Consider the following 26,017-nt stretch of genomic DNA (forward strand, 5'->3'; position numbering starts at 1 on the left):
GTCCGCCAGACGCTCATCCACGTCAAAAAATCCAGCCGCTCCCTTGGCCATGATCGCGCTCCATCTGCGACATGAGCAAGTGAATCAAGCCGGAGCCGATTTGGCTACAGGTTTTTGGAGCCGTCCAGTTACACTCGCCATTTATAGTCTCCCCACGATTGGCGAAGACGCGCGCGCGTGCCGAAGGCTTCCCCGCCGCACTCGCGCCGCCGCTGTAGCGATGACGTTTGTATTGGATGACTGAATTACGACACGACATCTTGACGCATCTTTTTGATACTTATAAACAGTTGAAATTTAAAACGAAAAAATATCACGACGCCGAGCGTATAAAATCCATACATGCTATATATTGATGCAATATGAGATGATGACCATATATATAGCGTTTAACCTCACGAGATGGCGGCGAACGCTTTGCGACGCTATATTGTATTGCGACGAAATTAATACTTGTAACTTTTGACGTCCGCCGCCGATTGTGCCGATGAGCGCAGCATGTGGTAGGTTCCGCGCTAGCCAACATTCGAAGGATAACGATGAAACGTCACGGTTTTGGCGTGCTATTGCTTGGGTTCGCGCTTGTGCTTTCCGGCCTTTACGGCATGTGGGCAGGCTGGGACTACATCCAGCTCGAGCGCGGTTGGAGCCTCTTCATCGGCGGCGCGACGGCGGTCTCGGGCGGCGTGGTGACGATTGCGCTTGGGCGCGCGATCGGCGTGCTCGGCCGCATCGCCGACAATGCGCCAGCGATGCAGGCCAGCGCTCAGCAAAAGCCGCCAGCGGCAGCGTCCAATGCGTCTGAGCAACCGACGGATCTTCCAACTGCCGCCGCTGCGGGCGCGCAGGAAAAGCCGCCGGTCGAAGTCGACCGCTACGCCGCTGGCGACTCGGTCTATGTGATGTTTTCCGACGGTTCGGTCGAGGTTCAAACTGACGGTCGTGCGCAGCGATATCCTTCGCTCGCGGCTCTGCGCGCCGACACGGGCGTCGGCGGCGGCTGACCGCGTTCAACTGCGGGTCGCGCTCCACAGCAGGAACAGCGCCGCGTCGCCTGGCAGGCCTTCAGGAAAATCGACTATCTGCGCCGCGATGCGAAAGCCGCGCGGGTGCAACTCGTTGTGCCAGCGCTGGAACACGTCGGCCGGTTCCCCGCGCAGAGTCGCCGGCCAATTGGGGTCGGGCGCATTGATCGCGCGTCCGCCGTCCATGCAAAGCTGCGACGGAAAGCGGATCAGCAGATGTTCGGTGAGCCCTGCCGCCGCGCTGCGCCGCGCCTGCTCCAGCATGTCCCGCCATTGGCCCTCGGTCAGCCGCTGACTTGCGAGTTCACGGATGCGCTGATCGCGCAGTTCGATCGCGACGCGGCGACGCTCAAGTCGCTCCAGTTCGAGTTGGCGCTCTCGGGCCGCCACGAGTTCGCGAAATTCCTGCGCCGTCGCTAAGGCGCAGCGTTCGACCGTTCGCTGCGGAATCGAGAAGAGCGGGCGCCGCCGATGCGCCTCCAGCGCCAAAGCGGGGAAGCCGCCCTTCATCGCCTCCATGACTTCTTTGCGGAGCACGAGCCCGATGATCCTGTGGCCTTGGACGACGGGGATGCGCTTGAGGCTATGACTCTCCATAATTCGCGCAATGTCGGTAACTTTGGCGACGTCGGGAATTGATATCGCTGGAGTGGTCATCACTTCGCGGAGCGCGCGCCCGTTGGCGTGGAACTGGCGCTTTGGCCTGTCGCGCAAGAGAAATGCCGGGATGGCGCCGAGGTCGGGCGGGACGCTGGCTCGGGCCTGTTCCAGATTGCTCCGGGTCACAATGCCGATTGGCGTGAGGTCGTCATCGACGACCGGCACAGCGCCGAGACCACAGTCAGCGAGCAGTTTCGCGACGTAATCGAGATCTGCGTCCGCCATGACATATGGAAAGTCGCTGTTCATCAGATCGCGCGCGATCATGCCGCCGTCTCGCCTCCCGATCCTAAACGCATGCTCAGCCCGACAGTTCGATCGTCACCGGCACATGATCGGACGGCCGGGTCCAGCTACGCGCGTCGCGCAGCACGTCGAGGCGTTTGAGACCGCCTGCAAGCGCCTCGCTCACCAGAATATGGTCGAGCCTGCGGCCCCGATTCGACGCCTCCCAATCCGCCGCGCGATAGCTCCACCAAGTATAAAGCTTTTCTTCCGCCGGCACGAAATGCCGCATCGCGTCGATCCACGCGCCAGCCTGAAAAACGTCCGTCAGCTTCTCGACCTCGACGGGCGTGTGGCTCACGACCTTTAACAGCGCCTTGTGGCTCCAGACGTCATGTTCGAGCGGCGCGACATTGAGATCGCCGACCAGCGCCACGCGTCCGCGCGAAACGCCCTCAGTGACGATCCAGTCACGCATTTCGTCGAGAAAGTCGAGCTTGTGCTGAAATTTCGGATTGATGTCGACGTCGGGCTCATCGCCGCCCGCCGGCACATAAAAATTGTGCAGCGATATCGGGCCGCCTTCAGAGTCGATCTCAACGCAGATATGACGCGCGTCGCCCTTTTCGCAGAAGTTGCGCTTTTCGACGAAGCGCAAAGGCCGCTTCGATATCACGGCGACGCCATGGTAGCCCTTCTGGCCGTTGATCGCGATATGCTCATAGCCGAGCGCGTGGAGATCCTTCATCGGGAATTCGGCGTCCCGACATTTCGTCTCCTGCAGGCAGAGCACGTCCGGCGTCCGGCTTTTTAGAAATTCTGCGACGAGCGGCAACCGCAGCCGCACGGAATTGATGTTCCAGGTGGTGATCTTGAGGCTTGCCGGTTTCAAAGATGATCAGCTCTTGGTCTTGTCGCCACGAAAAAGGAAAGGCGCGACGTCGCTGACCCCCGGCTGTTTCACGGAGATGAACGGCGTCGGGCGGCAGACGGCCATGGCGGAAAGGCCGACTCGCGCGGTGAGAAGCCCGTTCAAAACGCCTTCGCCGAGCTTTGCGGAAACGCGGGCGGCGATTCCATGGCCGAGCGCCTGCTGAAGCAAAGAGTCGCCGACCGCCATGCCGCCGGTGATCGCAAGATGCGCGCCGACCGAACGGGCGAGCTTGAAGAAGCCGAACAGCCCCGGTCTGCCGCCGTAAATCTCGGCGATTCGCCGCATCAGCACGACCGCCTGGCCGACGACGAAAAGAACGTCGAGGAGCGCGCGTGGGCTGATCGCCGTCACGACGGAAACGCGTTTGGCGGCGCCGGCGATTTCGCGCCGCGCCTCTTCGTCGAGCGGCGCGACGAGATTGCTCTCGGCGAGCGCGATCAAATCGCGGCCGTCGATAATCTGCTTCAAATAATCCTTCAGCAGCGCGCGCGCCCGGCCGGTGTCGGGACGATCCTCATAGAGCTTGCAAAGTTCGCCGACGCGCTCGCGCGCGGCTTTCCTATCATCGCTCGCGTGCGCCTCAGCCAGCGCAACGTGCAGTTTGGCGATGCGATTCTGCCGGCCGATGGCGCGAAATTCCCGCGTGAGGGAGATGATGGCCGCGACGGCCGCGATGCCTGCAAGACTCAGCCCCAGTGTCCCGAGAATGGCCGAGTGCCGGAACAGGTCTTCGACGACCCCCCATATCCACATCGTCAGCGCCAACGACAAAAGTCCGCTGACCGCCGACAGAAAGACGCCGCCCCAGGAGAAGACGTAACGGCGCAGCATGCCGTCCGCCTGCGCCGCTTCGACGGCGGCTTCGTCGCCGGTCATGCCGTCGGCGAGCTCCGCGGCCTCGCGCGCGAAAGCGTCAAATTCAGCTTCGACCACCTCGACGGACGGCCGCCTTGCCTCGTCGGCCTTGGAGGTGACCGTCTGGTCGCCTTCGAGGCGGAACGCTCGGGGACGCGGCCTTCGTTGCTGGGTCATGGGGATCCTGATCCTGGCCTTCCTTAGCGCCTCGCGTGTGAAAAGGCGAAGCGGATCTTTTCGACAGAGATTCGAAGAAGCGATCTCATCATAGAAGGGCGCCGCCAAGGCGCGACGGCCTCAGACCCAGGCGAAGCCGCGCCGAAAAACGCTTGTTGCGGCGTGATGGCGCCTCCTTTAGCATTCCCGCGCCTTTCGCTGTCGAGAAGTATCGCGTTTTCACGCATGAACGTCATCGTTTACGACCTCCTTGCCCTTGCGATCGGCTATCTGCTGGGCTCCGTTCCCTTCGGTCTTCTTCTTACGCGCGTGGCTGGCGCCCCCGATCTTCGTTCGATCGGCTCGGGCAACATCGGCGCGACCAACGTCTTGCGCACCGGCCGAAAAGACCTGGCGGCGGCGACGCTGCTGCTCGACGGGCTGAAGGGAACAGCGGCGGCGCTCATCGGCGCAACGCTGTCGCCCGAGGGCGGCATGATCGCCGGCTTCGCAGCCTTTGTCGGCCATATAGCGCCAGTGTGGCTGCAATTTAAGGGCGGCAAGGGCGTCGCGACCTTTGTTGGCGTGCTGTTTGGACTGAGCTGGCCGACGGCGCTGATTTTTTGCGTCGTCTGGCTGTCGGTGGCAGCGCTGTCGCGCTACTCGTCGCTTGCCGCGCTGACGGCGAGCGCGGCGGCGCCGCTGGCCTTATTGATGTTTGGCCAAAGAGGCGAAGCCGTTGTCGTCACGATCATGACCGCGATCGTCTACTACCGGCATCGAGACAATATTACGCGTCTGCGCGCCGGCGCCGAGACGCGGATCGGACAAAAGACGTGATCGAGGCTTCGCCAGGCGGACGGTTGAGCGAGGCGCAGCTCGTCGACTGGCTCAGGCTCATTCGCAGCGAGAACGTTGGGCCGCGCGGTATTATGGCGCAAACGCCACAAGATATTTCGGAGTCGCGATCTTAGCTTTCAAGCATGAGAGCCGAGATTTGCACGAAGCAAGCCCGCTTCACGCTTGAGCGCCTTCACGCCGAGCTAGGCGGCAAAATCATAGAGAACAAGAAAGAGGCCGAACGGCTCGCCGCCGACATGAAGCATGTCGAGGCGGTCCTGAAAATGCTGGACCCTTCCTATTGCGTCCGCTCGATAGCGGTTCGCCGTCGCAAGCCGAATCCCTATTTCAAGCGTGGGACGATCTTCCGCAGCGTTCTGGAAATTCTCAGGGATGCGCCAACGCCTCTCACGGCTTCCGAGATCACGTCGCGGTTGCTGGCCTCAAAAGACGTTTCCCAGCCGTCGAGAGAAGATTTCAGGAACCTGTTCGGGGGCGTGCAAGCGTCGCTGCGGAATAATGACGGTAAGACCGTGCGGGCCATTGGCGAGGGAAAGCCAGCGAGGTGGGAGTTAATGCCATAGAAAGCACGGCGCGGGCGCTAGCGCCCGCGTCCATTTCAGACTAAATTTCCATATTGAATCGTCGGGGCCGGAATCCCCTTTGATTCGGAGTGACGAACCGCTTCATCGCTAGCCTGTAGGCTACGCGAAACGAGGGAGTTTGTCACCGTGCTTCTGGAACAAAAAGCAAGATGGGGACAACTGACTTTTTGCTCCTTATCACGCCAAGCGCGTCGGCAATTTTTTATGGCATCGGGGGAGCAATAATGCTGGCCCCGACATTTGATCATAAAAAATCGGCGAAGGTAGCTTTTGGGCTCGCTGGATCACTTTTTTGGGCGACGGGATTGATTTGGGGAGCCACAAGCGGGGATTCGCAAATGCTCACACGCTATATTGTAGTCGGAACAATAGGCGCTATTTCCGCGATGATTACCCTATGGCTATTCACACTCACTGGAAATGCCCAGATATCAAAACCTCAATCCTACATGGAGCACCCAATGCAAAAAGATGACCAAAGTTATGTAACCGGGCTTGAAATTAAGGGTGACCATCAAGGCGGTGCGGCTGTTGAAGTAAATTCATCTGGGGCTAATGGCGCTCCATCTACAGGGATGGAGGTGACGGCGCATGGCCTGCCCGGACAATCCGTAACAGGCGCTCGCGTCATTCAGGCCGGAAATGGAACCGGGCTTAAAGTCACACAATCTGGTCCAGGCGTTGGATTCAGCTCTACTGCAGTCAGTGGCGCTCCCAGCGATAAATAGGGCCTTACACTGAATGACGCTGCCAGTATCCGGTAAAATTCGGGCTGCCTTTTTTCTTCATAGCCAGCGCCGCAATGCGACTCACCTGTTCGCCGTTTGACATGCGGCGGTGATCTTCGCGCCAAGAGCTTTCCTGCGCATAGCGGAGCAGATACTGGCCCGCGACAGAATGGTGATGGCCGATCTCGGCACGGCGTAGGCGCGAGAAATAGGACTCAGCGGCATTCGTGCACGCGCCGTCGTCGCTGTAAGCTTCCTGATGATTAATGCGCTTCATTTCAAACGCGGCGTGGAGCGCATCCCAAGAGCCGGCTTCGTCGGCGTGAACGATTGAGCCCTTGGCGATGCGAGTGCGAACGAAGTTGAGCGCGTGGCCTTCCGAGCGGAAGACCGCCGGAACCGAGCGGCCGTCGCGGGCGCGGACTATGACGACGCATTGGCGCTTGCCGGTCTGATTGACGGCGCGGCGACGATCGCGGCGGTTCTCGCGCATGTTCGCCGGCTTGACGTAGCCGCCGAAATAGCCGCCGTCGATTTCCACTTCCTCGCCGTGTCCGCCGACGACGCGGCCTTTCATCTCTTCGGCCATCGCCTCGCGCAGCTTATGCAACAGGACGAACGCGGCCTTGTAGGACGTTCCTAAGTCGCGAGACATGGCGAGAGCGCTCTTGCCCTTCACCTCATTGGCGAAGATGGCGATAGCGGCGAGATAGACCCGCAGCGGCAGCTTGTGAGACGCAAAGAGCGTCCCGCTGGTCACGCTGAAATCCTTCGCGCAGGCGCGGCAACGGAAGCGCGGCGCGCCGTTCGGGCGGCGACAATCATAGGCGTCAACGCCGCCGCAATGCGGGCAAACCGGCTTGCCGTCAGTATCGGGCCAGCGCACGCGGCAGAACATCGCCTCGGCTTCCGCGTCGGACATGCGGAAGATGCTGGCGAGCGAGAGCGTCTTGGCGGCGCGGGAGAGGAGGAAGTGCTGCGACATATCACTATATCCGATGATGTTATGCATCGGATATAGCGGTAGACGTATCCAAAAGCAATGGCTAATATCACCATATATGATGATATTTGGAGGCCCTATGGCGGCGAAAGCAGACCCGGCGACACAAGCCTATGAGACGAAAGTGAAAAACCTCCTGAAAGGAGAACTGAAGCGCCGCGGCGTCACCTATGCGCAGCTTGCCGAAAAGCTGGCGGCAATCGGGGTGAAGGAGACAGAGCGGAACCTAAACAACAAAATTAGCCGTGGCGGGTTTACAGCTGCCTTCATGATCCAATGTTTAGAAGCGATTGGTTGCAAGATTCTGCATTTATATGACGAGTGAATCAGCTATTAAAACTATACTCCAAAACTAAACTCGTCTTATGGCGCGCATGAATTGTAATCCTATATCTTCCAAAAGCATGCATTATCGTCGTGAAAGCGCCATCTTCGCGAATCCCTGATTGTCCACCAATGGAAGGTCCGACGCGCATTGGGGTTGCATCAATACTTTCCAGACCTTGTCCTTTTGCATAGAGCAATAGGCTGCCAATTGGATATGGGCTAATCACTTCAATATCAGCATCATAGATGACTTTTTCTCCATTGCCTCGTTCGGTCATGGCGATTATTTTTACTTCTGGCTCCGGTGCCTGATTAAATACGTCTCCGATATGGCCAATATTTACATTGCCGCCAGCCTTTATGATTGGGGAGTTTTTACGCAATGTAATCGACCCTTCTTCAATCAGTGGTTTAGTGATACTGCTACTTGACGTTACTTGTTTCGGCGCTCGAAAGTGCCAAAGAATCAGCCCAATGCTGACACAGAATGCGGGGAAATAAAACCACGGCGGTGGGTTGAGGATGTAGCCAATCATGGCGTGCCAACCCCCGAGATCGTTGTAGCTTTGGATCGCGGCGTCATACCGCCCGCGCCAGTCAAGCGCCCATAGGACGAATTGTTTTGCGGGCCATAAAGATGCGATTGCAGCGCTAAGCAGTTTCCATTTACGCAGCAGCGCAGCCCACATTGATTTTCCCCGCACTCAAAATATGGCGCTGGGGCAATTTGCCATGAGTCGTTGGCTAGAGTCCTGAGCATCGCGATCACTTAGCGGCTCCCGTTGTGGCGTTTGCGCCATAATACCGGGGCCGCGCACCTTCAGGCAGCTGATCAATCGCTTCGGCGGCGCGGGGGCGGCGCTGGACGCGTTGCCGTCGCTCGCGGCGCGGTCGTTGCACGGGCGGACAATCCGCATCGCTACCCGCGAGGAAGCGATGCGCGAGATCGAGGCGGCGCGCGCGCTCGGCGTGCGCTTCGTCACCACTGGCGATCCCGACTATCCGCCGTTGCTCAAGGAAATCGCCGATGCGCCGCCGCTGATCGCTCTGCGCGGCGCGTCATGGGCCGCGCAGCGCGACGGCGTCGCGATCGTCGGTTCGCGCAATGCTTCGGCGGCGGGTCTTACTTTCACGGAACGGCTCGCGCGCAGTCTCGCGCTTGAGAATTACGTCATCGTCTCCGGCCTTGCGCGCGGCATTGACGCCGTCGCCCATCGCGCCGCGCTTGAAACCGGCACGATCGCCGTGCTCGCCGGCGGTCACGCGCGCCCCTATCCTTCTGAACATGCGCGTCTCGTCGAAGAGATCGCCGAGAGGGGGCTGATCGTTTCTGAAATGCCGATCGAATGGGAACCGCGCGGCCGCGATTTCCCGCGCCGCAATCGGATTATTTCCGGGTTGAGCCGCGCAACCATCGTCGTCGAGGCGGCGCGGCGTTCCGGCTCGCTGATCACCGCGCGTTTCGCCAATGAGCAGGGGCGAGAGGTTTTCGCGGTTCCGGGCTCGCCTCTCGATCCGCGCGCTGAAGGCGTCAATGATCTCATCCGTCAAGGCGCGACGTTATGCGCGCGTCCCGAGGACGTGATTTCAGTCCTTGCCGAAAACGCCGGCGCGCCGCCGCGCAAGAATCTCTTCGATGACGACGCGCGCGACGGAGAGGAAACCCTGATCGACGAACTGGATCTTTTCTCCGCCCCCGACGGATCGGCGTTCGAGGAGAGGTCCGCGCCAGCGCGCTTCTCGGTGCCGAGCCCGCGGAATGCGTCGCCGATTCCGACCTCCGAATGCAAGGCGATGGCGCGCCGCAGGCGGATGCCCACGAGGTCATCGTTTCTCTGCTCGGGCCTGCGCCGATCGCGATTGATGACCTGATCCGCGTCGCCGGATTGACGGCGCGCGAGGTGCAGGGCGTACTGGTCGAGCTTGATGTCGAGGGTCGCCTGCAGCGCCATGGGGCCAACAGCGTTTCACTCGTTTACAATCAAAAGTTGTGATTTAGGCGGATCGATCGATCGGATAGCCGCCAAGCTCCCGCGCCCGCATATCGGCCTCGGCGCGCGCCAGATTCAGGAAATAGCAGAGCATGGGCATGTCGCAACGACTGGCAAGTTTCGCCATTTCATCCGCCATATCAGTGATGTAAGAAGCGATTGAGGCGGCTTCCTCATTGGTTTTGGAGTTCTCCGCAGTTGTTCCGCGGGGCTCCTTGGAGTTACTCTTGGAAGCATCCGGCCGGGACATCGTCATCGGTCTCCACACGGACCACGAGGCGGTGATGGATGAGTTAAGCATAAGACTTTCTTGCATTTTTCTTCCACCGCCTCTTTCCCGTGTCAAGGGAAAAAATTCTATTAAAAGTTGTGATTGTTTCGGCGGCGGCGGACTACAGCCGCTTCAGACGGTCTAGCGCGCCCTGCAGAATATAAGCGGCCGCCATGCGGTCCACGACTTCGGAGCGTTTGGCGCGCGAAACGTCCTGCGCAATCAGCTCGCGGGTCACGGCTGCGGTCGACAGGCGTTCGTCCCAGAAGCCGAAGGGGAGGGCCGCGAGCTTCGAAAGATTGCGCATGAAGGCGCGAGTCGCCTGGGCCCGCGGTCCCTCCGTGCCGTCCATGTTGAGCGGCAGTCCGACGATGAGCGCGCAAACGTCAAAATCGGCCGCGCGATTGAGTAAGTTCGCAGCGTCCTGAGAGAATTTCACCCGCGCGATCGTGTCGAGTGGAGAGGCGAGCCGCCGTTCGACGTCGGAAAGCGCCAAACCGATGGTTTTGGTCCCAAGATCCAAGCCCATCAGTCGGCCTTTCGGCGGCAGAAGCGTCGCCAGTTCTTCCAGGGTTGTCGCGCGCATTGTCACCGCGCCTCCGCTATCATGTGGCCGGCGTTCCTCAAACCGAGCGGGTTGAGCGCTCCCCCTTTTTTTGAGCCAGCGACCGGCCGCCATCATTGCGCCGCGAAAGACCAGGCGCTATAGCGCCCCGTCGAGACCTTTCTTGCGGAGCCCTAATGTCCGTTGATTCCGCGACCGTCCGCCGGATCGCCCATCTCTCGCGCATCGCCATCGAAGACAGCGAGGTCGAGCGCCTGCGTGGCGAACTCAACGCCATTCTGGCTTTCGTCGAGACGTTGAGCGAGGTCGACGTCGACGGGATCGAGCCTTTGACCTCCGCCTTGCCGATGCAAATGAAGAAACGCGCCGACGTCGTGACCGACGGAGGCATCGTAGACGATATTCTCGCCAATGCGCCTTTGCGGGAGGACCATTATTTCGTCGTGCCCAAGGTGATCGAATAGCGCGTTCCGCGCCGGCGCCGCGCCTGCCGCGGCCTCAGAAACAAAGGGACAAATGTCCGATCCCACGCATCTTTCTTTGGCCGAGGCGCGCGACGCTCTCAAATCGAAACGGCTTTCCGCCGTTGAGCTGACGCAAGCGCATATCGATGCGATAGAGAAATCGCGCGCGCTGAACTGCTTCATCACCGAGACGCCCGAACGCGCGCTGGCCCAGGCGCTCGAAAGCGACCTGCGTATCGCGCGCGGCGAATCCCGGCCGCTCGAGGGCCTGCCGCTTGGCATAAAGGATCTTTATTGCTCGAAAGGCGTGCGCACGACCGCGGCGAGCCGCATTCTCGACGATTTCACGCCCACCTATGAATCGACTGTTTCGGCCAACCTGCTGCGCGACGGCGCGGCGACGCTCGGCAAGCTCAATCTCGATGAATTCGCGATGGGCTCGTCCAATGAGACGAGCGCCTTCGGACCCGTGGTTTCGCCGTGGCGTCGCGCTGGCGATCCCGACGCCAAGATTGTGCCGGGAGGTTCGTCGGGCGGCTCCTCCGCGGCGGTGGCGGCGCATCTTTGCCTCGGCGCCACGGCGACAGATACAGGCGGCTCGATCCGGCAGCCTGCCGCCTTCACTGGGACTGTGGGCGTCAAGCCGACCTATGGCCGCTGTTCGCGCTGGGGTATAGTTGCTTTCGCCTCTTCGCTCGACCAGGCGGGCCCGATCACGCGCACCGTGCGCGACGCGGCCATCATGCTGGGGTCGATGGCAGGCCATGATCCCAAGGACACGACCAGCGTCGATGCGCCTGTGCCGGATTATGAAGCGGCCGTCGGCGCGTCGGTGAAAGGACGCCGTATCGGCGTGCCTAAGGAATATCGCATTGACGGCATGTCGGCGGAGATCGCCGCTTTGTGGGACGTAGGCGCCGCTTGGCTGAAGGACGCCGGCGCGGAGATCGTCGAAATTTCCTTGCCGCATACCCGCTACGCCTTGCCCACGTACTATATCATCGCGCCGGCTGAAGCGTCGTCCAATCTCGCGCGCTACGACGGCGTGCGCTACGGCCGTCGCGAGCAGGGCCGCGACGTTACCGACATGTACGAGAAGACGCGAGCGACCGGCTTCGGTTCGGAGGTGCGGCGGCGCATTATGATCGGCACCTATGTGCTCTCGGCGGGCTATTACGACGCTTATTACGTGCGCGCGCAGAAAGTCCGCAGTCTGATCAAGCGCGACTTTGACGAAGCCTTCGCGTCGGGCGTCGACGCTGTCCTGACGCCGGCGACTCCGTCGACCGCCTTCGCGCAAGGCGAGAAGGGCGCGGCGGACCCTGTCGAAATGTATCTCAATGACGTGTTCACCGTTACGGTGAACATGGCCGGTCTTCCTGGCGTCGCTGTTCCGGGGGGTCTCGCGGCCAACGGCTTGCCCTTGGGATTGCAGCTGATCGGCAGACCCTTCGACGAAGAGACGCTGTTTTCTCTCGCCGCAGCGATCGAGCAGGCGGTGCCGAAGATCGAACGTCCTCGGCCGTGGTGGCGTGAGAGCTGACGATGACCACGCCGGGCGCTCAAAAGGATATTGCGGAACGCTCCGAGCAGGAGCTGCAGGACGAAATGTCCGACGTTCGCCGGTTGATCGACGAACTGGACGAAGAGCTGGTCGCGCTTCTCGCGAAGCGACAAAGACAGATCGAGCGAGCCGCGCGGGTCAAGCCCGCCCTTGGGATTCCCGCCAATGTGCCCGAGCGCGTCGATGAAGTGTTGGGGCATGTGCTTGGCGTCGCACGCCGAGAGGGCCTGTCGGTCGAAATCGCGATGAGCCTCTGGCGTGCGCTGATCGACTGGTCGATCCAGTATGAAGAGCGACTGATGGGCGACCGCGCGCCCAAGCGCGATTCTCAACCCTCTTCGGGCGGCGGCCCGGTCTCCTGATCGCCGTTGCGCGTCGTTCTCTTGACGCGCACGAATCCGTTACGGATGGACCAGCGCAGGAACTTTATCGACCACCAGTGAAAGCGTCGCGACAGTCTGTGCGCGCCCGGAGAGTGCGGGGCGAGGATCGCGAGGCCGATAGGGACCATCCAGACCCCGAAGACGGGAAGCGGCGCGAGAATGGTGCCGCCGAGGATCAAGCCGACGCCGACGGGAATGCTCACGTGGCGGGGAGCGTTGCGCATGCGCGCAATCAGTCCTTTTCCCCTGTCATCCGAATTGCTGTTCTTGGCCATTTCGTCGCTTTCCTCGGCATCGCGCCGGCCATTCCGCTCCTGCGAAGCGTGGTTTATATGGAAGAAGCATGTTTAGCGAGGCGGATATGGCGACAGAGGCGGCTCCAACCAAGCTCATCAAGGGCGCAACCGGCGATTGGGAAGTCGTGATCGGCATGGAGATCCATGCCCAGGTGACGAGCAACGCCAAGCTCTTTTCGGGCGCTTCCGCAGAGTATGGCGGCGCGCCCAACGATCATGTCTCGCTCGTCGATGCGGCGATGCCGGGCATGCTGCCGGTGATCAATGAGGCGTGCGTCAAGCAGGCGATCCGTACCGGTCTCGGTCTTGAAGCCAAGATCAACCTGCGCTCGGTCTTCGACCGAAAGAACTATTTCTATCCGGATCTGCCGCAGGGCTATCAGATTTCCCAGTACAAGCACCCGATCGTCGGCGAGGGCGCCGTCATTGTCGACGTGTCGCCGAACGAGCGCATCACGGTCGGCATCGAACGTCTGCATCTCGAGCAGGACGCCGGCAAGTCGCTGCATGATCTTTCGGCGACGGAAAGCCACGTCGATCTCAACCGCAGCGGCGTGGCGCTGATGGAGATCGTCTCCAAGCCGGACATGCGTTCGGCCGAGGAGGCGCGCGCCTATGTATCGAAGCTGCGAACGATCCTGCGCTACATCGGCTCTTGCGACGGCAATATGGATCAAGGCTCGCTGCGCGCCGACGTCAATGTGTCGGTGCGCCGGCCGGGCGCGCCGCTCGGCACGCGCTGCGAAATCAAGAACGTCAACTCCATCCGCTTCATCGGCCAGGCGATCGAGGTCGAGGCGCGCCGTCAGATCGGCATTCTCGAAGACGGCGGCACGATCGATCAAGAGACGCGGCTGTTCGATCCCGGCAAGGGAGAGACGCGGTCGATGCGCTCCAAGGAGGAAGCGCATGATTATCGCTACTTTCCCGATCCCGATCTGTTGCCGCTCGAATTCGACCAGGCCTATGTCGACGCGCTGAAGGCGCACCTGCCGGAGTTGCCCGACGCCAAGCGCGCGCGCTTCATCGCGCAATACGGTCTGCCGCCTTACGACGCCGGCGTGCTCGTGATGGAGCGGGCCGCGGCCGACTATTTCGAGGAGACGGCGAAGGGCCGCGACGCCAAGCTTGCGGCCAACTGGGTGATCAACGAGTTGTTTGGCCGCCTGAACAAGGAAGGGCTCGACGTGACGCGCTCGCCGGTGTCGTCGCAGGCGTTGGGCGCGATCGTCGACCTCATTTCGCAGAACGTCATCTCGGGCAAGATCGCCAAGGATCTTTTCGAGATCGTCTGGAGCGAAGGCGGCGACCCCAAGGAGATCGTCGAGACGCGCGGGATGAAGCAGGTGACCGACACCGGCGCCATTGAAGCCGCCGTCGACGCCGTCATCGCCGCTAATCCCGACAAGGCGGAGCAGGCGAAGGCGAAGCCGACGATGCTTGGATGGTTCGTCGGACAGGTGATGAAGCAGACTGGCGGAAAGGCGAATCCGCAGGCGGTGAACGAACTGTTGAAGCGCAGATTGGGCGTTTGACGCTCGCCTTTCGCCGTCAAAAACGAATCAGTTTGCGACGCGCGTTGCGCGATTCTTCTCCGAACCGAGGCGTCGCGCGCCGTTTTTTTTCGATTCGGCGGCGCTAGCCACAAATTTTTTTTCTCCCCATGCGGCTTCGCGACATGGCTTGCCGACGCGCGCGCCTCCCATCGCGTTCGATGCGCTCCGCCTCTCGGCGGAATTTGATTTGTGCGTCCGCCGCAGAGGCGCCCAGCGCGTATTCATCGTGTCTCGACACATTTCCCGATGCGCGTTCGCAGCTCGCGCGGATGACTCACGCATGTTCGCGGATACAAAAGCAAATCAAGTAATTGAACGCCAAGCGCGACGTGTCGCCCAGCATGCGCGCGCACGATTTGAAGGCTGTTGCGAGCAGATGTCGCTAACGGATTCCGCGCTTGGACCGTCGCAATACAATGCGAGATGCAAACCTGTCGCGATAGTCTCGTTGAAGCGTTCGCAAAGCAGCTGCACCATCGTTTTGCTTGTCGTGCGACGGCGCTCAACATGCCTTGTCGTGCGTTGAGTCGATCACTTCTGCGCGCTTACCTCTTGAACGACTGGTTAACCGCGTTACGCTATTTACGCGTATTGTCGGTCGAGCACAGTTCCGGCAATTCGGATCAAGGGGACTTATTATGGCGAGAGCTACAATGAAGCGTAAGCCGGCCAAGAAGGCTGCGGCGAAGAAGGGTGCGCGTAAAACCGCGAAGAAGGCTGCGACGAAGAAGTCAGCGGCAAAGAAAGGCGCCCGCAAGGCTACGCGAAAGACCGTTGCGAAGAAGACGGCCCGCAAGGGCGTCCGCAAGGCGGCGACCAAAAAGCGCGGCGTGAAGAAGGCCGGCGCTAAGAAGGGCGCTCGCAAGGCTACCGCGAAGAAGCGCGCGCCACGCAAGGTCAAGGCGCCGACCCCGTCCGCTCCAACGGACGCCATGTAAGGCGAAGCGCCCTCGTATGCGCGATCGATCAGTTCGCGCCATTGCGACAGCGCTTCATGCACTCATCGCCCGGGGGCGCGCGTCCAGCCTGACGCGTCCCGGGCGATAGCAGTCACAGCTGATTATTTTTTTGCGCGCGCGTCCGCCGCGCGGCCTTTTTGAGACGCCTAACGCGTCAGGCATTCCGTCGCGAAATCGCGCCAAGTCGGCAAAGCTCTAATCGACTCACGCTTCATCCTGTCCCACTGCTCAGCGCAGGCGCGCATCTTCTGGCGCGGCGCGCGGGGAAGCGACGGCGGTGCCTGACTCGTATCGACTGGAGGCGGCGCTTGCGGCGGCGGCAGCGCGCTGACTCCTGGCGGCTGAGTCGTTGGAGGAGCAGGCTTCGCGCTTGGCGCCGCAGGAACCGCGTCTTGGGGCGGTTTCCGCGCCGGCTGCCGGACATTCTGTTCAGGCGCGCGTTTTTGCGGCGTTGGCGCGGAACGCGAGGGCGGGGCGGGCGTTGCGGGCTTAACCTGTGCGAGGGTCGCGCTCGCAGCGAAAAGCGCGGCTGCGCCGATCGCCGCAGCGCGCGCCCATCGGCGCAATGAAAAGTTGCGCGAGCCGATTTTCAATGGTTTTTCCTCGCGCACGCGCAATGTCCGTCGATCCTCTATAGCCTGAAGTCCGTTCGCCTCGGAAGCGGCTGAGGCGTTGGCTGAGGAAACAGCGCAAGAAGCGGAGGCTCCATGAATGATGCAGAGAGGCAAACCGACGCTGCGGCGCAGCTAAGCTTGCTTCACCGTCCGCGCCGAAATCGCAAGAGCGAATGGGCGCGCCGCCTGGTCAGAGAAAACGCGCTTGATGTCTCGGACCTGATCTGGCCGCTCTTTCTGATCGACGGGGCGGATCGACGCGAGCCTGTGCCCTCAATGCCAGGCGTGTGCCGCTATTCCGTCGACGCGGCGGTTGAAGCCGTGGCGCAAGCCGCCGCGCTCGGCATTCCTGCGGTCGCGCTCTTCCCCTACACGGATCCCGACCTGCGCGACGAGCGCGCGACCGCGGCGCTCGATCCGGAAAATCTCGTTTGTTGCGCATGCCAGGCGATCAAGCGCGCCGTTCCCGACATCGGCCTGATCACCGATGTGGCGCTCGATCCTTACACCAGTCACGGCCACGACGGCCTTCTCGTTGGCGACGAGATTGTCAACGACGCGACTGTCGCCGTGCTGGCGCGACAGGCGGTGGTCCAGGCGCGCGCCGGCGCGGACATCATCGCGCCCTCCGACATGATGGACGGACGGGTCGAGGCGATTCGCAAGGCGCTCGACGCTGAGGGTTTTGAGAATGTCCAGATCATGAGCTACGCAGCGAAATATGCGTCGGCGTTCTACGGACCGTTCCGCGACGCGATTGGAACAGCCAAGACGCTTAAAGGCGATAAGCGAACCTATCAGATGGATCCCGCCAATTCTGACGAGGCGCTGCGCGAGGTGGCGCTCGATCTCGAGCAAGGCGCCGACATGGTGATGGTGAAGCCCGGAATGCCTTATCTCGACGTGGTGCGACGCGTCGTCGACGCCTACCGGGCGCCGACATTCGCCTATCAGGTGTCGGGCGAATACGCGATGATTACCGCGGCCGCGCAAAATGGCTGGATCGACGGCGAGCGGGCGATGCTGGAAAGCCTGCTCGGCTTCAAGCGAGCTGGCGCCGCCGGCGTCCTGACCTATTTCGCGGTTCGCGCCGCGCAGGCGTTGCAGGAAAGAGCGTGACGCGCCAAGCGCCCACGCTCCTTCTCATCGGTATCGTCAAGCCGCGTCGCGCAGACTGCGCACGCGGTCATGGTTTTCCTTCACGCCCTGATACTGGCGCTGCACGAGCGACCTGATCTCCGGCGGGAGCGGCTGCGCAATCGCTTGCTGATAGGCGTCCTTGGCCGCATCCTCGCCGCGTTCGACTTCTTCGAGCACGGCGCGTTCCGACCGACCTGTCATCGCGGCTTTCAGATTGGTCCAGGCACGGTGCATGGCGCCGGTCATCGAGCCTCCCCTCAAGGGTTCGCCGCCCAGGCTGACGATCCTTGATTCAAGCTCCCTGGCGCCTTCCGCGCAGCGTGCGGCTGCCGTCCGAAACACAGCCTTCAGCGTCGGATTTTGAACGTCTTCCGCCGCGGCCAAAAACCCCTGCTCGCCGTCGCGGCTGATTTCGGCAAGCTCGTTCAAGGTGGAGATGAGCTCAGACTTTTCCATTTTCCTGCCTCCCGAGAAGGCGCGAGCGCGTACGCGTCCTAAACGACAGCCGGCATGCTTTGTTCCGAGGGGAGGCGGCGCTAGGCGCGCCGGGTGAAGGCGGGATGGGAGCGACGTGGGGACGTCGCGGGGTGGACAAAGCCCCGCAAGCATGGTTTGCAGAACCGCCAGCTGCGCCGACCCCGCGCGGGCACCAGCGACCCGTCTTCAGCCCCCTCCAGGCCTCGCTAATTACATGATTAGACGCGTCCTTCTTCTTGTTGCTCTATCGTTCTGCGCCGCCGCGCCGGCCCGCGCGGACTTTCGGCTGTGCAACAATACAAGCGCCCGCGTCAGCGTCGCCATCGCCTATACCGACGGGCGCAACTGGTTGTCGGAAGGCTGGTGGAACCTTCGGCCGAGCACTTGCGAAACGCTTCTGCGCGGTCCGCTCGCCGCACAATATTATTATGTGTATGCCATGGACGAACGCGGCGGAGAGTGGAAGGGCAAGGCGTTCATGTGCACGCGCGACCGGGAATTTCGCATCGACGGACGCGAAGATTGTTTCGCGCGCGGATTCGACCGAACCGGATTTTTCGAGATCGACACCGGACGGGATGCGAAGAGCTGGACGGTGCAGCTTACCGATCCCAACGCCACCCCGGCGCAATAACTAGAGCTCAGGAACGTTTTCGTCATGAGAAGGTCGCGGCGCGTCAAGATCATCGCAACGCTTGGACCGGCGACGGTCGACAAGGCGGTCATCGCGGGCCTCGTGCGCGCCGGCGCTGACGTTTTCCGCATCAACATGAGCCACACCGATCATGCGGGGCTGGCAAGCTATGTGCGGATGATCCGCGAGATCGAGAGCGATCTGTCGCGCGCGATCGCCGTGCTTGTCGACCTCCAGGGCCCGAAGCTGCGCATCGGCGCCTTCGAGGAAGGCTCGGTGCATTTGCGCAAAGGCGACGTCTTTGTCTTTGACAGCGATCCGAAGCCGGGCGACGCCACGCGCGTGCGCTTGCCGCATCCTGAAATCCTTGCGGCGCTCAAGGTCAACGACTCAATCCTCATCGACGATGGGCGGGTGCGGCTCCATGTTGTCGAAACCACTCCCGAGCGGGCGCACGCCGTCGTCGATGTCGCTGGACGCCTGTCGAACCGTAAGGGCGTGAGCCTGCCGGATACGGAAATTCCGATCACGTCGATGACGAACAAGGATCGCGCCGATCTCGACGCCGCGCTTAAAGAGGGCGTCGACTGGGTCGCGATCTCCTTCGTCCAGCGGCCCGAAGACGTCCTTGAGGTGAAGCAGATTACGCAGGGCCGGGCGCTGGTCATGGCCAAGATCGAGAAGCCTCAGGCGATCTCGAGGCTCGAGGATGTGATCGAAGTTTCGGACGCGCTGATGGTGGCGCGCGGTGACCTCGGCGTCGAAGTGCCGCTCGAGCGCGTTCCCGGGCTTCAGAAGCGCATCAATCGTTCGGCGCGACGACTGGGCAAGCCGGTTGTCATCGCGACGCAAATGCTCGAGTCGATGATCCTTTCGCCGTTGCCGACGCGCGCCGAAGTATCGGATGTCGCCACGGCGGTGTTCGAGGGCGCGGACGCGGTGATGCTTTCCGCCGAAAGCGCGGCGGGGCAATATCCCCACGAAGCCGTCGCGACGATGAGCCGGATCGCGGAAGAGGTCGAGACGGATACGATCTATCGCTCGATCATCAATGCCCAGCGCGGCGAATTGCCCAATCCAACGTCGGCCGACGCCATCGCCGTCGCGGCGCGGGACGTCGCGCAAACGCTCCATTCGAAGGCGGTGATCGCCTGGACGTCCTCCGGGTCGACCGCGCTGCGCATCGCGCGCGAGCGTCCGCAGTCGCCGATTCTGGCGCTGACCCCCAAGCGCGACACCGCACGCCGCCTGGCGCTCGTCTGGGGCGTGCATGCGCTTGAGACGCGCGACGCCGTCGACATTGAGGACATGGTGGGGCGCGCCTGCGAATATTCACATAGCGAAGGATTCGGTGGTCCCGGCGACCGCGTCATCATCGTTGCCGGCATGCCCTTCGGCACGCCGGGCGCGACGAACATGATTCGCATCGCGCATCTTGGCGACGAGGACTTGCCGCCGAAGGTCTGATCCTGCAGGCGCAGCTCGCCGCGGACGACCGGCGCGACGCTGATGCTTAACAGGCTCAGCGCTGCGGTCGCCATTCCATCATGATCGTTTCGCGTCCAGACAGCGTGTTAGCGCCGCGTCCCACGCGCGAAAATCCATCGCGCTCGTAAAAACGGATTGCACGAAGATTATCCGCATTGACGTCGAGCCGGATAACGCTCGGCGAGACATTTCGCGCAGCGGACAGCAGCGACGCGCCGAGACCGGCGCCGAAGCGGTCCGGCGCGATGCAAATCTGATCGAGCCAGCCGTCAGCGGGATTGATCACGACGAAGCCTTCAAGGGTCGATCCTGCATCGAATAGGCAGAGCGTCACCCCACCGACGGCTTCCAGGTCGCGAACGTGGCGCATGAGCCAGTCGCGGCGCGCTTCGAAGTCGATTTCGGGATAGGTGGCCCGCCATGAGGCGACCCAGACATCAAGAAGCGACGGCCAGTCGTCGTCGACGCGCAAGCGCAATTTCATCGAGACATGTGGCGGAGAGGCGTTCACGCCTTCCTCATCAGGTCGAGGAGTTGGCGATGAATCGTTTCGTTGCCCGCACATATCTCGCCCTTCACAAGCATTTCGGCGCCTCCCGAAAGATCGCTCACGAATCCCCCGGCTTCGCGCACGAGGACGATTCCCGCCGCGACGTCCCAGGAGTTGATGCCGCGTTCCCAATAGCCGTCGAAACGCCCGCAGGCGACCATTGCGAGATCGAGCGCGGCGGCGCCCATGCGCCGAATATTGGCGATCTTTCCCATCCCGGCCGCGAGTTCGCGCTTGAACGACTCATGATCGCGGGCGCGCGCCAGCGGCGGAATTCCACAAGCCACCATCGATTCGGACAACGTGCGTCGCGCCGCGACCCGCATGCGGCGATTGTTGAAATAAGCGCCCTGGCCGAGCTCTGCGACGAACATGTCATCGGTGGCGGGATTATAGACGAGGCCGGCGACGAGTCGGCCTTCGCGCTCCAGGCCGATGGAGATGGCGAAGACCGGAAGGCCATGGAGAAAATTCGAGGTGCCGTCGAGCGGATCGATCAGCCAGCGGTGACTCTTGTCGGCGCCTTCGACGACGCCGCCTTCCTCCAGAACGAAGCCGTAGCCGGGGCGCGCCTTCGACAGTTCTTCAAACAGGGTTTTCTCGGCGCGCCGGTCGGCCGCTGTGACGAAATCGCCCGGCCCCTTCACCGACACTTGAAGGTTCTCCACTTCGCCGAAGTCGCGCTTAAGGCCGCGGCCGGCTTTCAAAGCTGCTGCGTTCATCACATTCATCAAGGCGGAGCGAATCATTGAAGGAGAGCCTAGGAAAAACGCTTGCGGGAGGTTCAACGATTTCGAACGCGGCGGGACGTTCCGGAGCGCGCGGCAGGAGTGTTCAAATGCGCCAGTTTTCGCCTCAGGGCCAGTCCCTTTTTTGCTTCATCGACAGGGCCTTGCGCTTACTCAGGGGCCGGTCGGGCGCCGACATCGCCGGCTTCAGGATAACGCATTGGCCGGGTTGATTTTTGGCGCGCTGGTTGTCCCAGTGAAGTCGCGGAATGCATCCGTCCGACAATTTCGTTAACCTCATATTAATGATTGTCGTTTTAGTCTGAATGGGTCCCTTCAGTGGGACCCCGAGTGGCTTCTTCTCCACTCGTCCTTGATGCCTCCCTGTCAAGAAGCCTTGAGAGCCGCCGTGCGGCTCTCTTTTTGTGCGTCGGGCGGGGCGCTATCCCATTAAGGTTAAAGAAAGCCTAAGCGCGCGCCACGCGGCCGCTTGCGTTACTGTCCGCGCATCAGAGGCGCGGTCGCGCCGAACAAGCGTGAATGTCGTATGGCGCGAGTTACAGGCAGCGCGGGCGAAAAACAGCAGCCGGTCTCTTTCATCGAGAGGCTGGCGGGATCCGAAGGATTTTGCGTGCTGTTTCGCGAGGGCATGAGCCTTGTGGAGGACGCGGCCTCTTATCTCGATGGGGACGGGCGTTTAGAGGCCAAGGAGCTGGCGCGAAACGAAGCGCTCGGCTACGCGGCGGAGAGTATGCGGCTGACGACCCGACTGATGCAGATTGCGTCATGGCTGCTGCTGCAGCGGGCGGTAAATCAGGGCGAACTGACGCGTCATCAGGCGGCGAGCAATCGCCATCGGGTGAAGCTTCGCGAGCAGGGGCTGGCGTCGGCTCCCGACATCTTCCAGCGCCTGCCAGAGCGCCTGCGCGAGCTCGCGCTGCACTCTCTGCGCCTGCAGGCTCGGATCATCCATCTCGACCGGCTGATCCATGCGCCCGAGACGGCGTCCGCCGAGCCTGCGCCGGCGCCAAGTCCGGTCGAGGCGCAGATCGCGAAATTGCGCGCCGCTTTCAGCCAGTAATTCTTTCAGGCGAGCAAACTGGAGACGGCGGTTCCACCGCCGTCTTATTTTATTTCTTGCCGAATGACAGATTGCCGAAGCGGGAGTTGAAGCGCGACAACCGGCCGCCGCGGTCGAGGAGCTGCGTCGACCCGCCCGTCCAGGCCGGATGCGTCTTGGGGTCGATGTCAAGATGCATCGTGTCCCCGTCCTTCCCCCAGGTCGAACGGGTCGTATATTCCGTGCCGTCGGTCATCACGATCTTGATCGTGTGATATTCGGGGTGGATGTCCTTTTTCATGGCGACGCATCCTTCCTGCGATGGAAACGGCTAGAGCCCCACGCCGCAGCGGCGCGGGGTCGGCCGGTGTCGAAACAAGCAGATTTGTTGGCGCTGATAACCCAATGCGGGCGAATGGGCAAGTTGGCTCATCAAGGTCGCCCGCCGACGCGATAAATGAGGAACGCAACAAAATGTCGAGATACCGTGCCGACTTGCCGCAGCTGAAGCCTTGTCTCTTCGTCAGCGACGGCGGCATGGAGACGACGCTGATTTTCCAGGAGGGCGTGCACCTACCGCACTTCGCATCCTTTATTTTGCTCGACAGCGAAGAGGGGCGGGCGCGGCTGCGCGCCTATTACGAGCGTTACCTTGCGATCGCGCGCCGTCACCGACGCGGCATCATTTTGGACAGCCCGACATGGCGGGCCAACCGCGACTGGGGCGCGAAGCTCGGCTTTGACGCCGCAGGACTGAAGCGCATCAATGCGTTAGCGATCGAACTGCTTGATTCGCTTCGGAAAGACTGGGAGACCGAGCAAACGCCGATCGTCGTCGCCGGGGTCATCGGGCCGCGCGGAGACGGCTACGCCGCCGGGCGCATGGGCGCTCGGGAAGCGGAAGACTACCACGCGCCGCAGATCGCGGCCTTCGCAGATACCGCCGCCGACATGGTCGCAGCCTATACGCTGAATGACGCCGAGGAGGCGATCGGCGTGGCCCGCGCCGCTCGCGCGCTCGAAATGCCGTGCTCGATTTCCTTCACGGTCGAGACCGACGGCAGGCTGGTTGCCGGCCGCAGCTTGCGCGAGGCGGTCGAGATGGTGGATCGCGAAACCGACGCAGCGCCTGCCTATTACATGATCAACTGCGCCCATCCGACCCATTTCGAGCAGGCGCTCTCCGCGGATGAGCCGTGGATGAAACGGCTGATTGGCGTCAAAGCCAACGCTTCGATGAAAAGCCACGCCGAACTCGACGAATCGGAAACGCTCGATTCGGGCGACCCGATCGATCTCGGCCGCAGATACCGGAAATTGCGGGAGACTTATCCCGGTCTACGCATCCTGGGCGGATGTTGCGGGACGGACGACCGCCACGTCGCGGCGATCTGTGAAGCCTGCGACTAGATCACGCTGCATATGGGCGGAATCGCCAAAATGCGGAAAACGTGATCGATCTCATAAGTTTAGGGCGCGCTCGAGGGGTAAGCCGGCGTCCGTTTTTTGTCGCGCGGCGCGCCTTCGGCGCGCTCAGGCCGCGAGCATCCTCTGCACCTCGGTGACCAGATCGCGCAGATGGAACGGCTTGGAGAGGATTTTCGCCTGTCGCGGCGCGTGACTGTCGGGGTTGAGCGCGACGGCGGCGAAGCCGGTGATGAACATGACCTTGATGTCGGGATCAAGCTCGGTCGCGCGACGCGCAAGTTCGATTCCGTCCATCTCGGGCATGACGATGTCGGTCAGCAGCAGTTCGAAGGGCTCGACCCGAAGCTGATCGTAGGCGGAAAGCCCATTATCGAACGACGTGACCGAAAAACCAGCCTGCTGCAGCGCCTTGACCAGGAAACGCCGCATGTCGTTGTCGTCTTCGGCGAGCAGGATTCGTGCGGCCGGATAATCGTTCATCGCCATCCTCGCATGTTTTTCGGCATATGGCCCGAACTTCGTAAATTTCAGGTGAAACCGAGGCGGCGCCGCGTTAACGTAGCGGCCTAATATAGCGTGAGACGCCGTCGTTTTCGAGCGCTGATCCCCTGCGCAGGCGCTACGTTTGAAAGAAAGCCGCTGCGGCGCGGAGGCGAGACGGGCGAATGAACGAAGGCATGCGCGAGCGGCGCGAAACAAGTTCGGCGGAGTCCAGCTGCGAGCCGGAATTCGAGCGCGCCTTCGACATTATCGAGCCGGACGCGCTTGCTTCGCCGCTGGTCTTTTCCTCGCCGCACTCGGGTCGGATCTATCCCGCGCGTTTTCTGGCCGCGACGCCGCTCGATCAGGCGACTCTGCGCCGTTCGGAAGACGCCTTTGTCGACGATCTGTTCGCTTCGGCGTCTGCCATCGGCGCGCCTTTGCTGCTGGCGCGCTTTCCTCGCGCCTATCTGGACCTCAATCGCGAGCCGTATGAACTCGATCCCAAGCTGTTTGACGGGGTCTTGCCCGCCTTCGCCAATGCGCGTTCGCTGCGCGTCGCGGCGGGGTTAGGAACAATTCCCCGAGTGGTCGCCGACGCCCGCGAAATTTATCAAAGCCGGCTGTCGCTCGAAGAGGGCTTGCGTCGCATCGACAGCCTCTACAAGCCCTACCATGCGGCCCTTCGCGGCCTGATGGAGCGCGCTACAGGCCGTTTCGGCGTCGCCGTGCTGATCGACTGCCATTCAATGCCCTCGACCGGCGCGCGCGATCCCTTGCTCGCGGCGCGGGGCGACAAACGGCGCATCGATTTCGTCATCGGCGATCGTTACGGCGCGAGCGCGTCCACCGGCCTCGTCGACGTCGTCGAGGACCGATTGCGCGGCCGTGGCTATCACGTCATGCGCAACCGTCCTTACGCGGGCGGCTTCATCACCGAACATTACGGGAAGCCCGCCGCCGGCTGGCATGCGTTGCAGATCGAAGTGTCGCGCGGTCTTTACATGAACGAGGCTACGCTCCAGAAGAACGAGCGCTTCGACGCCGTCGCCCGCGATCTCGGAGAGGTTCTGGCGGCGGTGGCGCGGCAGGAAGATTTGGCCGAGATTCTGGGCGGCGAGCGACGGGCGGCGGCCGAGTAGCTGGACGTTGCGCCGCCCGGCCTGGAGCTGGCATGACCGCCGTCGATTTCGAGAAATTCGTTGAGCGTCTCGCCGATGTTTCGGCGGAGGCGATCATGCCGTTCTTCAGGACGGCGCTCGCCGCCGACGACAAAGCCCATGGCGGAGCCTTCGATCCCGTCACCGAGGCCGACCGCGCCGCCGAACTCGCCATGCGGCGGTTGATCGAATCGACCTTTCCCAGCCACGGCATCTATGGCGAGGAGTTTGGCCACTTACGCGAAGACGCCGAATATGTCTGGGTGCTCGATCCGATCGACGGCACCAAAAGCTTCATCTGCGGCCTGCCGCTGTGGGGCACTCTGATCGGGCTCGCCCACGCCGGGCGTCCCTGTTACGGGCTGATGAGCCAGCCTTTCACCCGCGAGCGCTTCTTTGGCGACGGCGAGGCGGCGCATTGGCGCGGGCCGGCGCGGGGGGCGGAAGGCGCGCGCGGCGCCCTCGAGACTCGCCGGCTGGCGACACGCTGCTGTTCCAAGCTTGCGCAGGCGACGCTGATGACGACCTCGCCCCTGTTGATAGATCCGGCGCTGCGCGAGAATTTCCATCGCGTCGAGCGCGCGGCGCGGCTGTCGCGCTACGGCGGCGATTGCTACGCCTATTGCGCGCTGGCGTCCGGCCATGTCGATCTGGTCGTTGAGACCAATTTGCAGCCCTATGACATCGTTGCGCTGATCCCGATCATCGAGGGGGCGGGCGGCGTCATCACGAATTGGAGCGGCGGCGCGGCGGCCCAAGGCGGCGCGATTGTCGCGGCGGGCGATCCGGCGCTGCACGAAGAGGCGTTGAAGCTGCTCGGCGCCTAGAGCGCGTTTTAGCTCTTGAAATCC

The 26,017-nt window shown here is 62.1% G+C and carries 33 protein-coding genes; 20 read left to right on the forward strand and 13 right to left on the reverse strand.

Features of this window, described 5'->3' with window-relative positions:
- The first annotated feature begins 539 nt into the window (after window positions 1-539).
- Complete coding sequence (locus QZ964_RS04550) at window positions 540-1,004, forward strand: hypothetical protein (protein WP_292529224.1); 465 nt, start codon at window positions 540-542, stop codon at window positions 1,002-1,004.
- 6 nt (window positions 1,005-1,010) lie between these two features.
- Here QZ964_RS04550 and QZ964_RS04555 read toward each other — a convergent pair whose 3' ends face one another.
- From QZ964_RS04555 to QZ964_RS04565, 3 genes are read right to left on the reverse strand one after another with little or no spacing between them, the layout of a single operon-like run.
- The gene (locus tag QZ964_RS04555; RefSeq protein WP_292529226.1) at window positions 1,011-1,952 is read right to left on the reverse strand and encodes a CBS domain-containing protein; all 942 of its coding nucleotides are present in this window, start codon (window positions 1,950-1,952) and stop codon (window positions 1,011-1,013) included.
- 34 nt (window positions 1,953-1,986) lie between these two features.
- On the reverse strand, window positions 1,987-2,802 hold the full coding sequence (locus QZ964_RS04560) for an exodeoxyribonuclease III (RefSeq protein ID WP_292529229.1): 816 nt from the start codon (window positions 2,800-2,802) through the stop codon (window positions 1,987-1,989).
- A 6-nt stretch (window positions 2,803-2,808) separates the two neighbouring features.
- Window positions 2,809-3,876: a YcjF family protein gene (locus QZ964_RS04565; RefSeq protein ID WP_292529231.1), complete on the reverse strand. Its 1,068-nt coding sequence runs from the start codon at window positions 3,874-3,876 to the stop codon at window positions 2,809-2,811.
- Window positions 3,877-4,101: 225 nt separating this feature from the next.
- Between QZ964_RS04565 and plsY the strand changes: the two genes are divergently transcribed.
- The 4 genes from plsY (at window position 4,102) to QZ964_RS04580 (ending at window position 6,028) form a co-directional block, all read left to right on the forward strand.
- Window positions 4,102-4,695 (forward strand): glycerol-3-phosphate 1-O-acyltransferase PlsY, encoded by a 594-nt coding sequence (gene plsY / locus QZ964_RS04570; RefSeq protein ID WP_292529234.1) that lies wholly within the window; start codon window positions 4,102-4,104, stop codon window positions 4,693-4,695.
- Window positions 4,692-4,829 carry a hypothetical protein gene (locus tag QZ964_RS21480; RefSeq protein WP_367119219.1) on the forward strand — a complete coding sequence of 46 codons (138 nt, stop codon included), beginning with the start codon at window positions 4,692-4,694 and terminating at the stop codon, window positions 4,827-4,829. Before plsY ends, QZ964_RS21480 begins: the two co-directional genes overlap by 4 nt.
- A 9-nt stretch (window positions 4,830-4,838) precedes the next feature.
- Complete coding sequence (locus QZ964_RS04575; RefSeq protein ID WP_292529236.1) at window positions 4,839-5,279, forward strand: hypothetical protein; 441 nt, start codon at window positions 4,839-4,841, stop codon at window positions 5,277-5,279.
- A gap of 245 nt (window positions 5,280-5,524) precedes the next feature.
- Window positions 5,525-6,028, forward strand: a complete 504-nt coding sequence (locus tag QZ964_RS04580) for a hypothetical protein (RefSeq protein ID WP_292529238.1) — start codon at window positions 5,525-5,527, stop codon at window positions 6,026-6,028.
- A gap of 4 nt (window positions 6,029-6,032) precedes the next feature.
- Here the strand turns inward: QZ964_RS04580 and QZ964_RS04585 are convergent, their stop codons facing one another.
- Window positions 6,033-7,013, reverse strand: coding sequence for an IS1595 family transposase (locus QZ964_RS04585; RefSeq protein WP_292529240.1), 981 nt, complete (start codon window positions 7,011-7,013; stop codon window positions 6,033-6,035).
- Window positions 7,014-7,110: 97 nt separating this feature from the next.
- Here QZ964_RS04585 and QZ964_RS04590 point away from each other — a divergent pair, with 97 nt between their 5' ends.
- Window positions 7,111-7,356 carry a DUF6471 domain-containing protein gene (locus tag QZ964_RS04590; RefSeq protein ID WP_292529241.1) on the forward strand — a complete coding sequence of 82 codons (246 nt, stop codon included), beginning with the start codon at window positions 7,111-7,113 and terminating at the stop codon, window positions 7,354-7,356.
- A gap of 1 nt (window position 7,357) precedes the next feature.
- Here the strand turns inward: QZ964_RS04590 and QZ964_RS04595 are convergent, their stop codons facing one another.
- On the reverse strand, window positions 7,358-8,047 hold the full coding sequence (locus QZ964_RS04595; RefSeq protein ID WP_292529243.1) for a hypothetical protein: 690 nt from the start codon (window positions 8,045-8,047) through the stop codon (window positions 7,358-7,360).
- A 112-nt stretch (window positions 8,048-8,159) separates the two neighbouring features.
- On the opposite strand from QZ964_RS04595, the gene dprA reads away from it, so the two are divergent.
- Together dprA and QZ964_RS04605 are read left to right on the forward strand one after the other, a co-directional pair.
- Window positions 8,160-9,230, forward strand: a complete 1,071-nt coding sequence (dprA, locus tag QZ964_RS04600) for a DNA-processing protein DprA (protein ID WP_367119221.1) — start codon at window positions 8,160-8,162, stop codon at window positions 9,228-9,230.
- Window positions 9,143-9,352, forward strand: coding sequence for a hypothetical protein (locus QZ964_RS04605; protein ID WP_292529245.1), 210 nt, complete (start codon window positions 9,143-9,145; stop codon window positions 9,350-9,352). Before dprA ends, QZ964_RS04605 begins: the two co-directional genes overlap by 88 nt.
- A gap of 1 nt (window position 9,353) precedes the next feature.
- Here the strand turns inward: QZ964_RS04605 and QZ964_RS04610 are convergent, their stop codons facing one another.
- Window positions 9,354-9,665: a hypothetical protein gene (locus tag QZ964_RS04610; RefSeq protein ID WP_292529247.1), complete on the reverse strand. Its 312-nt coding sequence runs from the start codon at window positions 9,663-9,665 to the stop codon at window positions 9,354-9,356.
- A 76-nt stretch (window positions 9,666-9,741) separates the two neighbouring features.
- Window positions 9,742-10,206 carry a Holliday junction resolvase RuvX gene (gene ruvX, locus QZ964_RS04615; protein ID WP_292529249.1) on the reverse strand — a complete coding sequence of 155 codons (465 nt, stop codon included), beginning with the start codon at window positions 10,204-10,206 and terminating at the stop codon, window positions 9,742-9,744.
- A gap of 155 nt (window positions 10,207-10,361) precedes the next feature.
- Between ruvX and gatC the strand changes: the two genes are divergently transcribed.
- Genes gatC through QZ964_RS04630 form a run of 3 tightly spaced genes read left to right on the forward strand, consistent with a single transcriptional unit; the run spans window position 10,362 to window position 12,575 of the window.
- Window positions 10,362-10,649 carry an Asp-tRNA(Asn)/Glu-tRNA(Gln) amidotransferase subunit GatC gene (gatC, locus tag QZ964_RS04620; protein ID WP_292529251.1) on the forward strand — a complete coding sequence of 96 codons (288 nt, stop codon included), beginning with the start codon at window positions 10,362-10,364 and terminating at the stop codon, window positions 10,647-10,649.
- Between the two features lie 52 nt (window positions 10,650-10,701).
- Entirely contained in the window at window positions 10,702-12,192 is a 1,491-nt protein-coding gene (gatA, locus tag QZ964_RS04625; RefSeq protein ID WP_292529252.1) for an Asp-tRNA(Asn)/Glu-tRNA(Gln) amidotransferase subunit GatA, read from the forward strand.
- 2 nt (window positions 12,193-12,194) lie between these two features.
- The gene (locus QZ964_RS04630; protein WP_292529254.1) at window positions 12,195-12,575 is read left to right on the forward strand and encodes a chorismate mutase; all 381 of its coding nucleotides are present in this window, start codon (window positions 12,195-12,197) and stop codon (window positions 12,573-12,575) included.
- On the opposite strand, the gene QZ964_RS04635 is transcribed toward QZ964_RS04630, so the two are convergent.
- Window positions 12,542-12,871 (reverse strand): PGPGW domain-containing protein, encoded by a 330-nt coding sequence (locus QZ964_RS04635; RefSeq protein WP_292529256.1) that lies wholly within the window; start codon window positions 12,869-12,871, stop codon window positions 12,542-12,544. The two genes, QZ964_RS04630 and QZ964_RS04635, sit on opposite strands and share 34 nt — an antisense overlap.
- Before the next feature lie 86 nt (window positions 12,872-12,957).
- Between QZ964_RS04635 and gatB the strand changes: the two genes are divergently transcribed.
- From gatB to hemB, 3 genes are all read left to right on the forward strand, one after another.
- Window positions 12,958-14,427, forward strand: a complete 1,470-nt coding sequence (gatB, locus tag QZ964_RS04640; RefSeq protein ID WP_292529300.1) for an Asp-tRNA(Asn)/Glu-tRNA(Gln) amidotransferase subunit GatB — start codon at window positions 12,958-12,960, stop codon at window positions 14,425-14,427.
- 674 nt (window positions 14,428-15,101) lie between these two features.
- Complete coding sequence (locus QZ964_RS04645; protein ID WP_292529258.1) at window positions 15,102-15,386, forward strand: hypothetical protein; 285 nt, start codon at window positions 15,102-15,104, stop codon at window positions 15,384-15,386.
- Between the two features lie 728 nt (window positions 15,387-16,114).
- Window positions 16,115-17,140 carry a porphobilinogen synthase gene (gene hemB / locus QZ964_RS04650; protein ID WP_292529261.1) on the forward strand — a complete coding sequence of 342 codons (1,026 nt, stop codon included), beginning with the start codon at window positions 16,115-16,117 and terminating at the stop codon, window positions 17,138-17,140.
- A 36-nt stretch (window positions 17,141-17,176) separates the two neighbouring features.
- Here the strand turns inward: hemB and QZ964_RS04655 are convergent, their stop codons facing one another.
- Window positions 17,177-17,617: a PA2169 family four-helix-bundle protein gene (locus QZ964_RS04655; RefSeq protein WP_292529263.1), complete on the reverse strand. Its 441-nt coding sequence runs from the start codon at window positions 17,615-17,617 to the stop codon at window positions 17,177-17,179.
- A 235-nt stretch (window positions 17,618-17,852) separates the two neighbouring features.
- Between QZ964_RS04655 and QZ964_RS04660 the strand changes: the two genes are divergently transcribed.
- Together QZ964_RS04660 and pyk are read left to right on the forward strand one after the other, a co-directional pair.
- Entirely contained in the window at window positions 17,853-18,272 is a 420-nt protein-coding gene (locus tag QZ964_RS04660) for a DUF1036 domain-containing protein (RefSeq protein ID WP_292529266.1), read from the forward strand.
- A 24-nt stretch (window positions 18,273-18,296) separates the two neighbouring features.
- Complete coding sequence (pyk, locus tag QZ964_RS04665) at window positions 18,297-19,739, forward strand: pyruvate kinase (protein ID WP_292529268.1); 1,443 nt, start codon at window positions 18,297-18,299, stop codon at window positions 19,737-19,739.
- A gap of 55 nt (window positions 19,740-19,794) precedes the next feature.
- On the opposite strand, the gene QZ964_RS04670 is transcribed toward pyk, so the two are convergent.
- Window positions 19,795-20,271 (reverse strand): N-acetyltransferase, encoded by a 477-nt coding sequence (locus tag QZ964_RS04670; RefSeq protein ID WP_292529269.1) that lies wholly within the window; start codon window positions 20,269-20,271, stop codon window positions 19,795-19,797.
- Window positions 20,268-21,059 (reverse strand): inositol monophosphatase family protein, encoded by a 792-nt coding sequence (locus QZ964_RS04675; RefSeq protein WP_292529272.1) that lies wholly within the window; start codon window positions 21,057-21,059, stop codon window positions 20,268-20,270. The genes QZ964_RS04670 and QZ964_RS04675 overlap by 4 nt, the downstream gene beginning before the upstream one ends.
- A 526-nt stretch (window positions 21,060-21,585) precedes the next feature.
- Between QZ964_RS04675 and QZ964_RS04680 the strand changes: the two genes are divergently transcribed.
- A complete protein-coding gene (locus QZ964_RS04680; RefSeq protein WP_292529274.1) occupies window positions 21,586-22,119 on the forward strand; it encodes a DUF1465 family protein in 534 nt (177 codons plus the stop codon).
- 49 nt (window positions 22,120-22,168) lie between these two features.
- Here QZ964_RS04680 and rpmE read toward each other — a convergent pair whose 3' ends face one another.
- Window positions 22,169-22,399, reverse strand: coding sequence for a 50S ribosomal protein L31 (gene rpmE, locus QZ964_RS04685; protein ID WP_292529276.1), 231 nt, complete (start codon window positions 22,397-22,399; stop codon window positions 22,169-22,171).
- 173 nt (window positions 22,400-22,572) lie between these two features.
- On the opposite strand from rpmE, the gene QZ964_RS04690 reads away from it, so the two are divergent.
- Window positions 22,573-23,508: a homocysteine S-methyltransferase family protein gene (locus QZ964_RS04690; RefSeq protein WP_292529279.1), complete on the forward strand. Its 936-nt coding sequence runs from the start codon at window positions 22,573-22,575 to the stop codon at window positions 23,506-23,508.
- Between the two features lie 123 nt (window positions 23,509-23,631).
- Here QZ964_RS04690 and cpdR read toward each other — a convergent pair whose 3' ends face one another.
- Window positions 23,632-24,006 (reverse strand): cell cycle two-component system response regulator CpdR, encoded by a 375-nt coding sequence (cpdR, locus tag QZ964_RS04695; protein ID WP_292529280.1) that lies wholly within the window; start codon window positions 24,004-24,006, stop codon window positions 23,632-23,634.
- Window positions 24,007-24,191: 185 nt separating this feature from the next.
- On the opposite strand from cpdR, the gene QZ964_RS04700 reads away from it, so the two are divergent.
- On the forward strand, window positions 24,192-25,148 hold the full coding sequence (locus QZ964_RS04700) for an N-formylglutamate amidohydrolase (protein ID WP_292529283.1): 957 nt from the start codon (window positions 24,192-24,194) through the stop codon (window positions 25,146-25,148).
- 32 nt (window positions 25,149-25,180) lie between these two features.
- Complete coding sequence (gene hisN, locus QZ964_RS04705; RefSeq protein ID WP_292529285.1) at window positions 25,181-25,993, forward strand: histidinol-phosphatase; 813 nt, start codon at window positions 25,181-25,183, stop codon at window positions 25,991-25,993.
- Window positions 25,994-26,017 lie beyond the last annotated feature (24 nt).

The organism is Methylocystis sp. (assembly GCF_021731785.1).
Classification (GTDB): domain Bacteria; phylum Pseudomonadota; class Alphaproteobacteria; order Rhizobiales; family Beijerinckiaceae; genus Methylocystis.